The sequence below is a fragment of the Pseudoalteromonas sp. S2893 genome (genome assembly GCF_005887105.1).
Classification (GTDB): domain Bacteria; phylum Pseudomonadota; class Gammaproteobacteria; order Enterobacterales; family Alteromonadaceae; genus Pseudoalteromonas; species Pseudoalteromonas atlantica.
Map to the genome: position 1 here is coordinate 234,404 of NZ_PNCY01000006.1, position 9,000 is coordinate 243,403.

Consider the following 9,000-nt stretch of genomic DNA (forward strand, 5'->3'; position numbering starts at 1 on the left):
CAGTATAAGGGTTATATGAAAGGATTATATTTAGCAGCACTAATAACAGGATTAACTGGCTGCGCCCAATACACAAAGCAACACGCGGGCACTCAACAAACCCCAATCCGTAGCGCAAGCGAGGTAATAAAGCACGCTAAAGCGCACGAATGGCGAAATGTAGATAGGCAAAATGTTTTAAAAATTACGCTGCCTACAGGGGCGGCTTATGTTGAGCTTAACCCACAGCTTGCAGCTAAACATACTGCGCACATAAAACAACTTGCACGAGAAGGCTTTTATAAAAATACCCGTGTTTATCGTTTTGTTGAAGGGTTTGTAGCACAAGGTGGCGACAGCTCAGGCAATAAAGCAATTAAAACGGCTAATAAAACTGTGCCTGCAGAGTTTTACCATAGCACCGCACAGCCGCTTAAAATTACAGAGCTACAAGGCGATGGTTACGCGCCTGTAACGGGGTTTTTAAACGGTTTTGCTGTCGCACAAAACGCCTCTAATACACAAACTTGGCAGGTACATTGCCACGGTGTGTTTGCCATGGCGCGTGGCAATGAGATAAACAGTGCAAGCACTGAATTTTTTGTCACCATTGGCCAAGGTCCGCGCTACCTTGATAAAAATATTACCGTATTTGGAAGAGTGCTTGAAGGTATGCAGCACTTTAATCGTTTACAGCGTAAGCCTGTTGCTAATACGCCATTTAACCCAATTACAAACATTGAGGTGTTAGCCGATATTAAGCGTGATAAAAGTACCTTTAATGTTATGAAAACAGACTCGCAATCATTTAGAGAATTGATTGAGGCGCGAAAAAATCGTACCGAACCTTGGTTTGTATACGCCCATAATTATGTTGATGTGTGCGCAATGCCTATTCCGACTAAGCGCATTGACTAGCTTATAACGGGTATAAAAAAGGAGCTTAAGCTCCTTTTTTATGGTGATATTTAAGTCGATTGGTATTACTGGCGATTAATTTTTACCGCAAAAGGCGTATCGTTATAGTGCGTTGAACGATAAGGATTTATATCCAGCCCACCGCGGCGTGTATAACGCGCATAGACTTCAAGCTCTTTAATGTTTAACTGCGTGGTCAAATCACTATAAATACGCTCTACACATTGCTCATGAAACTCATTGTGGGTTCTAAATGAAATTAAATAACGCAAGAGTGCCTCATGGCATATTTGCTCACCAGTGTAACGAATAATTATACTGGCCCAATCTGGTTGCGAGGTAATTAAGCAGTTAGATTTAAGCAAATGGCTATGCAGGGTCTCAGTAACCAGGGTGTCACTTTTTGATTTAAGTGAGTAGGCGTCAATATCGTAGTTATCTATTTCAATATCTAAATCGTCAATACATTGCCCAGGTAATGGCGTGCAAGGTAAGCAGTTATAGTCATCAGGTGCGTATAACGTTACCGCTACATCGCTATTTACCGCATTTGATAAGTCTTCAATTAAATGCTGTCTTACCACCTCAGTACTTTCAAAGCGGGTTTGATTAAAGCTATTTAAGTAAAGTTTAAACGACTTAGACTCAATAATATGGCTGCTTTGGCACGCAAAAGTAAACAGCGCCACGGCAACCTGCGGTTTACCTTTAGCGTTTAACCACGAAAGCTCATAACCTGTCCAAATATCTTGGCCTTTAAAGGGTAACTCGGCTTCGTCAATATTTAAAGCATCACGATTTAACTTGCGGGCAATAGGAAAAAGCAAGCTAGGCGAATATACATCTACATATTCAGTAGATTGTCCTAACACACTACCTTTAAGGTCTGGAGAATTGCTGTAATCTGTCATGTTTGCTCTTAAATAGTTACAATAGGGACATTATATCTAATTTAAATGAGTTTCGCAGTATGTCTGTTGCAATGCAAATGGCCCAACTTCACACGCAATTTTGTGAAAAAACCGTTAAAAACACCGCTAAATATCCGCTTATGGCGCACGATGAACAATGGCCTAGCCCTTGCGAGTTTGGCGAGGTAGACGCACAAGGCAATATTCAATGGAAAAGTGCTTTGCAAACCCCCGCAGGTTCATTATCAGATTTAGCTAGCGCGCTTGAGCTGAGCTTCCCAGCAGGGGTTGATGAGTTTTATGGGCACATGTATGGCGGTAGCATTTTAGCCAGCATAGATGGTCACCGTGTGGAGTTATTACAAGCTTGGAATAAAGATGATTTTGAGCTGCTGCAACAAAATATTACCGGTCATGTATTAATGAAACGAAAATTAAAACAGCCAGAAACCCTATTCATTGGTTTAACTGAGCAAGATGACTTACTGGTTACCGTGCAGGTAAATACCGGTGAGGTATGTTTAGAGTACGTAGGTAAAAAGCCGCATCATGTACTTGCACCCAATATAGAATCTTTTTTAAAAGCGCTTGAGGTTTAGATTAATTAAACTAATGTGCAGTAATCGTTAATTTTTGTGCAGGATAACCCCTGTGCAAGACGCGTTAAAGGTTGCTTAGTTATTACAGAAAAAAGTAACGATATTGTAGCCTTACTCGCGGCCTTTACTTAATTTAATTGAGCATTAAAAAATCAGCTTAGTGCATGCATTAAGCTGATTTTTTATAAGGTGTGTAACTTTATTTTGCAAAGTGCAGGCTTTTAGTTACTGAAAATCCCACGAAACATTAGATACTAACCCACATGGCTCACACCTAAAATCAAATAACCCAAACCACGGCTCTGGCAATTTCCACTCACTATTGCAGCTAGGGCATTTACGCTCAAGTTCTGAGGCTTTATCTACACCGCCTACACGGTATAAATAATAATAAACCGGTTTTTGAGTTAAAAAGCGGATACGTTTAGCAATGTCTTTACCGCGGCGATATAAGTCACTTTGTGTGCTTGATATTTCTTCAAGCGCTGGAAATTCACACCGAGTAGCGCCGTTAATTTGTATTTGATCGCAGGCTTGCCAATCTTCTTGCCATTTTAAGAGTGTTTTATAATCCCCATTTGCAATGGCCGGAATAGTAAATAATGGCACGGGTAAAAAGTCATCACCACAATACAGTGGGCTACAGGTATGCACATAGGTTGTGTATAAAATATAGCTTGAAGGCGATTTACAAGTATCGGCACCGTTTGAGTGAATGTCTTGGCCAATAACTTTTATTTTAGGAGCAAGTAAACCTGCACTGTGCAGCTTCTCAATACTGTGTTTTACAAAAGGGCTATTATTTAATGGGTGCATGGCGTCTTCGGTTGGGCACATTACACGGGTAATAAAATAGCCATCTTTTAGTACAGTTGGGAATTCTTCACCCATAATTTGGCCGTTAAAACGCAGTGCATTAACTAATCGGTTAATGGCTTGCTCAGCGTGCTCTAGGGTGGTGTCTTGGTAGCAGTCAAACGTTAAATCAACAACGAACATTTATAGTCTCAAATTATTTTTGCTCTAACAGGGCTAGCAACCTATCGAGTTTTTTCTCAATGCGATCGAGTTGAGATGTTTTAGGCTCAACGATGCTCTGCTCAGGGTTTTTCATTAAATTATGAATTGAATCAGGGTTATTTTTATATTGGCTTACTGCGGCAATAATAACCGGCATAGGCACAGGTTGTGCTAAACGGCTTTTAGTTAGGGCAACAGTAGGGGTTTTGCCTTCATCAAGAAGGACTTTAATTGCATCAAATACAACTGCATTCATTAGATTTGTAACTCTTTAATATATAAGCGCAGCAAGTGTTTGCTGCGCGGGTGCTATAGTAGCAACAATACCAAGGCGCATAAAGCCTTGGTATAAGCAGAGGGGGGATTATACCAATTCGCAATAATACTTAATCATTTTGCGGGGCTAAACGTGTCGCTACCTGTGTTAAAAATTTTTCATTTAGAACAAGCAAATAGTGAGTTCTTGCTTAGCTATAAACACGTTTATCGAACCTCAAAATAGGTCGCATAATTAAGCAAACTAGTATTACTTACCTTCTTGGCGAAGCCTCACATCAAGTTCATCAATTACTTCGCTCCACGCGCCATCTTCTGCTAGCGATTCTGCTAAAAAATGCTGCTGTGATTCATCCCAAAAAGGAGCTTGTTGTAAAAGCGTTGTGTCTTCTAGTGAGTGAGAAGCAATAAAATCGTCAATCTGTTGTTCTGAGCTAGGTAAACCCAATTGTGCAAACAACGTTTTCATATCGTGTTTTGTCGTATCCATATTATTACTCCATCTGATTAAATTAAACCAAGCTTAGAGCCAGACTATAGGCTTTGCTAGTTAAACTCTCGCTGAATTGACGGTATTTTTGCTTTAGGTATATAGTTAACTTGCAGTATAGATAAACATTTTCGCCATACAATTACCAATTACTTTATATACGGTAAATAGTTTGGCAACGTTGAGGGTAGTAAAGCAAAAAGGATACACAATGACAGTCACCTCTAATGAGCACACATTAAGCGTACAATACCTTGCCCCTGAAGATATAAGCACTGCAGGGAGTTTAATCTATCAGGCCTATCATGATGATCCGCTACTTCAAAATTTATTAGGTTATGATCAACATAATATGGCTGCCTACGAGAAAAAATTACGCTCAGTGATACGCGAAGAGCTCAGTGCTTTTTGGCAAGAAAAACTGCCATTAATAGGCTTGTACCGCGATGATAAATTAAAAGCGGTGGCGTGTGTATTTGAGTCAAGCAGCCAATTACAACCAGAGCGTTATTGGCATTGGCGCTTAAAGTTAATGCTGAGCGCAGGGTATTTGCAAACCAACCAACTCATAGAAAAAGAGCAAACAATACGCACTGCGCTTAATGAGATTGGCGATTACTACTATTTAGCGTTTATTGCGGTAGACCCGCACGTGCAAGGCCACGGGCTTGGGCGCTACCTGTTACGAGGCTTAGATGATTTAGCAACTAAAAATACAGGGGCTAAAGGGCTTGCCGTTTTTGTTACACGCCAAGAGCATAATACGTTTTTTAAATCAGAAGGATTTAGCACTTATAAAGCACTTGCCTTTAATAAAGTATCCGGAGAGCTTCTTTTTAAACCATATGCAAAGTAAGTCTGTAAGCGATAAGCGCCATTACGGACATATGCCCGTAAGATATATCTTACATTGACGTGCGCATTATCAGTTACGTTCGTTCATAAATGCAGCTTTAAAATGGTAAGTTTTTGTTTGATATAGGGTTTTGTATTTTTTCATATATATTACGAAAAATTAATTTTGTCTACCTAGTAGGATGAAACCCAAACTCGCGTAGTATTTAACTTGTCAAGACGACATAGCTTAATGACTAAGCTACTGCCAAGGATACGGAATAGGCAACATAGCAGATGCTAGCAGGAAGCATAAAGGACAAGTTAAAAAGGGCGCAAGGACGAACTAGGAAGTGCATGAAGCGCTTAGTAGTTGGAACTACTTAAGGATATTTACGGATGAGGCTACAGGAAGTAGCAGGAGCGTTAGTTTACGCAGGATGGCCAAGGCGGCAAGTGGAAAATGCAGGATGCATTTAAAGTGGCAGGAGCTACTTAAAAGGATGACCAAGGATGATGCTACAGCAAGTAGCCAAGCGTTAGTTTACGTGGGTTAGCCAGGATGGTTATGGATTTTGCAGGACGCAATGTTGAGGGTAAATAGGGTTGTTTACTCGTTCAGGGGATGATAATACGGATTTTGGGTCAAGGATAACAAGCAGGATGCTGTAAGAGTGGGGCGTAACTTTTGTTACGCCTTAGTTTTATTTATTAACTTATTTTAGTGGTTTCACTTTAACCCCACCGGTTTTAACGATTAGAGTTAAATTTTGTGTGGCGGCACAACAACGCTTTTTAGCATTTCATTTTCCATAATTAAAATACCTTGATAGGCATTTTCGCCATCACTTGAAAACTCAAACATAAATTCGCTTTTGATCCCAGGTTTGCTATTTTTTAAAATGCCAAAGCGGCGTTTTGTGCACGCTACGCTCATTAACTGAACCTGTAATTGCTCAGCTTGGCGCGCGGCATGACTGTTAGCAGCTTCTGCTACTTTTCGATTTAGCCAAAATAAGTAAATTACAGTGCCAATAGCGATAAACGTCCACAAAGTAGCCATTAAGAGAACAACCTTCCAATTGCGCGAGCGAGCGTTTCGCTGCGATTTTCTTTACGTAATAAGCCTAGTAAGTGTGGGCGTATAGTGGGTATTGCAACTAAATCAGCAAAGATACTGGGAAATAGCTCGGCAATTTGCTGGTGGTGCGCACAATTATCCATAAAAATATGTAAGCGCTCAGGCTCTTCTAGTTGAGAAAAGCATCGCCCTGCAATCGTTAAAAGTACATCTGAATCAGTGCCAACAGATGAGCTTAATGCAGCATCTACTAGTTGTGTACACAGCCCTTGCGCTTGGCCTTTTGAAAGTGAGCGCAGTGCGGCAGTTAGTGCAATTGTATCGTTATTTTCAATGGCAGTGTGGCCATAGGCGACTAAAAGCTCACTGAGTGATGGCGGTATTTCTACATGTTCAAGCATGGCGCTCAAAGGCTGCAATACCTCTAGTGGTAAATGCGGCCAAGCTTTTTGCAAGTTTGCTAAGTTGTTGTCGTTATTTAGGCGCAGTGCAAAATCGGCAATCCCTTGTAGCGCAACGCTTTGCCAATCATCAAAACCTAAAGTGCCACTAAAGTATAGCTGCGTGTGCTCGTAATATTTAGAGGCTGGTTGCTTTAACAATACTTTAAGTTGGGCGTTAAAAGCCGCTAATTTATTTGCATTAGGGGTAAACACATAAGGGTTATTATCTAGCTTACCATCGGCTTGCTCGCCGGTAATCTCGCTGCCTAGGGCTTCAATTACCATATTAGCGAAATGATCGCGGCTCGCGCTCACTAATTTACTTTGCTCATCAAGTGGAAACTTCAAAAACCATACATAAGGTTCTTTACTTGCTTTGCTATCCCAAAATTGAATAGCCAGCCATGCATGCCCCGCAAGCGGATAAGGATAAGGAACTTGCGCTTGCTCAATAGCTAAAAACTGTTTTTTATCAAGCTTAGTAATATGCCTACCAATATCAAAAGCACGCCATTGTGTACCGGCGCCATCTAAAAGTTGGCCAAGTGTCGCTATGTGTTCGCTCATCGTTATCTCAATTGTTTTTACTGCAAAATTGCCTCAATTATACGCCATAGCAGGCATTGAGGGAACAGGGTATAATTGCCCTATAACGTAAAAAGAAGAGTGGTTATGTATCAGCAAACGCAGGCTTATTTAAACCAATTAAGCACACTTTTAAAAAAACATAAGCTGTGGCAAAGCACGCCAATAGAGACGCATAAATTACAATCTCAAGTGCCTTTTTGTCACGATACTATGGCATTTGAGCAATGGTTACAGTTTGTATTTATTGAAAAAATGCAGCAATTAATAACGCTTAACCAACCATTGCCGCAAAATTTTGCCATTGCGCCTATGGCAGAAATGGCGTTAGTGGGTAAAACGGGCAGCGGCGAAATTATAACGCTACTTAGTGAACTTGATGCTTTTTTAGGTAAGCCCAATGACTGAAAAGGTAGAGCCTATAGAGTACGGCGAGCTTAATATTCTCTACCAAGACGAATACTTTGTTGCCATAGATAAGCCCGCAGGCTTATTGGTTCATCGCTCTTTTTTAGATAAACACGAAACTCAGTTTGCAATGCAGATGCTGCGCGACCAATTAGGGCAACATGTATTTCCGGTGCATAGGCTAGATAGACCAACATCAGGTGTGCTGCTATTTGCTTTAAGTTCAGAATCTGCCCGAGACATGAACAAGCTATTTATTGAAGGCACTATTACAAAACGTTATTTAGCGCTTGTACGTGGTTTTGCGCCTGAATCGGTGTTTTTAGATAAACCGTTAAAAGAAGAGCTTGATAAAATAGCCGACAAATTTGCCACGCAAAATAAAGCGCCACAAGCGGCGCAAACGCAATTTAATTGTCTGCATCAAGCCACGCTACCAATTCCTATTGGTAAATACCCCACGGTGCGTTACTCGCTCGTAGAGTGTTTTCCAAAAACAGGGCGAAAGCATCAAATTAGGCGCCACCTTAATCATTTATCAATACCTATTATTGGTGATGTAAATCATGGTGATAACCAGCATAATCAATTTTTTAGGGAGCATTTTGCACTGCGGCGGTTAATGCTATTTGCAACGCAGCTTAGTTTTGTGCACCCTTACACGCATAAACCCATCGTAATTAAAGCGCCACTAGGTGAAGACATGCTTAGTATATGTAAGCAACTAGGTTGGCCACAGCAAGAAAAGGATTATTAATGGCACATATTAGTATTTTTGTAGGCAGCGTTAACGGCGGTGCAGAACGTTTAAGCTATGATGTTGCAAATACAATTGAAAAAGCGGGGCACACTGCGAGCGTTATTAGTGAGGCCTCACTTGATGATATTAAAAACGCCTCACATATATTAGTTGTTACCTCTACCACAGGGCAAGGCGATGTACCTAGCAATTTAGCAGGGCTCTACTTTGCTATGAACAGCACATTTCCGATGTTAACTGATAAGCCATTTGGTGTTATAGCCATGGGCGATAGATGCTACGGCGATACGTTTTGCGGTGCAGGGCGCAGCTTTGATGAGCTACTACGTGACTTGCAAGCTAAGCCGGTAGGAAACCGTTTAGAAATAGATGCCTGCGAAGACTTTGAGCCATGGCCTGTAGCAGAGCCGTGGTTAAAAGCATGGCTTGAAAAATTACCAGCTTAGTAACACTAATGCGCAATAATACTTAATCATTTTGCGGGGTTAAATGTGTCGCTACCTTCGTTAAAAAATGCTCATTTACGACCGCATGGATGCAGAAGGCAGAGCCATGCAGAAGCAATTGCCGAGAACAACTAAATAGCGAATTTATTGCCTAGCTATTAACACGTTTTTCCGGCCTCAAAATAGAGCATTTAATTAAGCGAATTGGTATTAACTGCTTATATGTACAAAAAAAGGAGCGCATGCGCTC

General features: G+C 40.9%; 12 protein-coding genes. 6 read left to right on the forward strand and 6 right to left on the reverse strand.

Annotated elements, in window-relative coordinates; genetic code table 11:
- Window positions 1-15 precede the first annotated feature (15 nt).
- Window positions 16-897 (forward strand): peptidylprolyl isomerase, encoded by an 882-nt coding sequence (locus CWC04_RS03315; protein WP_138684599.1) that lies wholly within the window; start codon window positions 16-18, stop codon window positions 895-897.
- A 65-nt stretch (window positions 898-962) separates the two neighbouring features.
- On the opposite strand, the gene queF is transcribed toward CWC04_RS03315, so the two are convergent.
- On the reverse strand, window positions 963-1,808 hold the full coding sequence (gene queF, locus CWC04_RS03320) for an NADPH-dependent 7-cyano-7-deazaguanine reductase QueF (protein ID WP_054982267.1): 846 nt from the start codon (window positions 1,806-1,808) through the stop codon (window positions 963-965).
- 59 nt (window positions 1,809-1,867) lie between these two features.
- Here queF and syd point away from each other — a divergent pair, with 59 nt between their 5' ends.
- Window positions 1,868-2,407 (forward strand): SecY-interacting protein, encoded by a 540-nt coding sequence (gene syd / locus CWC04_RS03325; protein ID WP_138684600.1) that lies wholly within the window; start codon window positions 1,868-1,870, stop codon window positions 2,405-2,407.
- Between the two features lie 225 nt (window positions 2,408-2,632).
- Here the strand turns inward: syd and CWC04_RS03330 are convergent, their stop codons facing one another.
- From CWC04_RS03330 to CWC04_RS03340, 3 genes are all read right to left on the reverse strand, one after another.
- On the reverse strand, window positions 2,633-3,406 hold the full coding sequence (locus CWC04_RS03330; RefSeq protein WP_138684601.1) for a Zn-ribbon-containing protein: 774 nt from the start codon (window positions 3,404-3,406) through the stop codon (window positions 2,633-2,635).
- Between the two features lie 13 nt (window positions 3,407-3,419).
- Complete coding sequence (locus CWC04_RS03335) at window positions 3,420-3,683, reverse strand: hypothetical protein (RefSeq protein WP_004585969.1); 264 nt, start codon at window positions 3,681-3,683, stop codon at window positions 3,420-3,422.
- Window positions 3,684-3,953: 270 nt separating this feature from the next.
- The gene (locus CWC04_RS03340) at window positions 3,954-4,193 is read right to left on the reverse strand and encodes a DUF2789 domain-containing protein (protein WP_004585970.1); all 240 of its coding nucleotides are present in this window, start codon (window positions 4,191-4,193) and stop codon (window positions 3,954-3,956) included.
- 211 nt (window positions 4,194-4,404) lie between these two features.
- Between CWC04_RS03340 and CWC04_RS03345 the strand changes: the two genes are divergently transcribed.
- Window positions 4,405-5,049 carry a GNAT family N-acetyltransferase gene (locus tag CWC04_RS03345; protein WP_024033694.1) on the forward strand — a complete coding sequence of 215 codons (645 nt, stop codon included), beginning with the start codon at window positions 4,405-4,407 and terminating at the stop codon, window positions 5,047-5,049.
- 741 nt (window positions 5,050-5,790) lie between these two features.
- Here CWC04_RS03345 and CWC04_RS03350 read toward each other — a convergent pair.
- Complete coding sequence (locus CWC04_RS03350; RefSeq protein ID WP_138684602.1) at window positions 5,791-6,090, reverse strand: DUF3301 domain-containing protein; 300 nt, start codon at window positions 6,088-6,090, stop codon at window positions 5,791-5,793.
- Window positions 6,090-7,118 (reverse strand): DUF3549 family protein, encoded by a 1,029-nt coding sequence (locus tag CWC04_RS03355; protein WP_004585973.1) that lies wholly within the window; start codon window positions 7,116-7,118, stop codon window positions 6,090-6,092. The genes CWC04_RS03350 and CWC04_RS03355 overlap by 1 nt, the downstream gene beginning before the upstream one ends.
- A 105-nt stretch (window positions 7,119-7,223) precedes the next feature.
- On the opposite strand from CWC04_RS03355, the gene CWC04_RS03360 reads away from it, so the two are divergent.
- The 3 genes from CWC04_RS03360 to CWC04_RS03370 are packed head-to-tail and all read left to right on the forward strand — an operon-like array spanning window position 7,224 to window position 8,750.
- The gene (locus tag CWC04_RS03360; protein WP_138684603.1) at window positions 7,224-7,544 is read left to right on the forward strand and encodes a YqcC family protein; all 321 of its coding nucleotides are present in this window, start codon (window positions 7,224-7,226) and stop codon (window positions 7,542-7,544) included.
- Window positions 7,537-8,301 (forward strand): tRNA pseudouridine(65) synthase TruC, encoded by a 765-nt coding sequence (gene truC, locus CWC04_RS03365; RefSeq protein ID WP_138684604.1) that lies wholly within the window; start codon window positions 7,537-7,539, stop codon window positions 8,299-8,301. Before CWC04_RS03360 ends, truC begins: the two co-directional genes overlap by 8 nt.
- Window positions 8,301-8,750: a flavodoxin gene (locus tag CWC04_RS03370; protein ID WP_024033689.1), complete on the forward strand. Its 450-nt coding sequence runs from the start codon at window positions 8,301-8,303 to the stop codon at window positions 8,748-8,750. Before truC ends, CWC04_RS03370 begins: the two co-directional genes overlap by 1 nt.
- Window positions 8,751-9,000 lie beyond the last annotated feature (250 nt).

What these genes read in the sequence shown, in the direction of transcription:
- CWC04_RS03330 (WP_138684601.1), bottom strand. Translation starts at nt 3,406, where the DNA reads ATGTTCGTTGTTGATTTAACGTTTGACTGCTACCAAGACACCACCCTA.
- queF (WP_054982267.1), bottom strand. Translation starts at nt 1,808, where the DNA reads ATGACAGATTACAGCAATTCTCCAGACCTTAAAGGTAGTGTGTTAGGA.
- CWC04_RS03345 (WP_024033694.1), top strand. Translation starts at nt 4,405, where the DNA reads ATGACAGTCACCTCTAATGAGCACACATTAAGCGTACAATACCTTGCC.
- CWC04_RS03370 (WP_024033689.1), top strand. Translation starts at nt 8,301, where the DNA reads ATGGCACATATTAGTATTTTTGTAGGCAGCGTTAACGGCGGTGCAGAA.
- CWC04_RS03340 (WP_004585970.1), bottom strand. Translation starts at nt 4,193, where the DNA reads ATGGATACGACAAAACACGATATGAAAACGTTGTTTGCACAATTGGGT.
- CWC04_RS03355 (WP_004585973.1), bottom strand. Translation starts at nt 7,118, where the DNA reads ATGAGCGAACACATAGCGACACTTGGCCAACTTTTAGATGGCGCCGGT.
- CWC04_RS03315 (WP_138684599.1), top strand. Translation starts at nt 16, where the DNA reads ATGAAAGGATTATATTTAGCAGCACTAATAACAGGATTAACTGGCTGC.
- syd (WP_138684600.1), top strand. Translation starts at nt 1,868, where the DNA reads ATGTCTGTTGCAATGCAAATGGCCCAACTTCACACGCAATTTTGTGAA.
- CWC04_RS03335 (WP_004585969.1), bottom strand. Translation starts at nt 3,683, where the DNA reads ATGAATGCAGTTGTATTTGATGCAATTAAAGTCCTTCTTGATGAAGGC.
- CWC04_RS03350 (WP_138684602.1), bottom strand. Translation starts at nt 6,090, where the DNA reads ATGGCTACTTTGTGGACGTTTATCGCTATTGGCACTGTAATTTACTTA.
- CWC04_RS03360 (WP_138684603.1), top strand. Translation starts at nt 7,224, where the DNA reads ATGTATCAGCAAACGCAGGCTTATTTAAACCAATTAAGCACACTTTTA.
- truC (WP_138684604.1), top strand. Translation starts at nt 7,537, where the DNA reads ATGACTGAAAAGGTAGAGCCTATAGAGTACGGCGAGCTTAATATTCTC.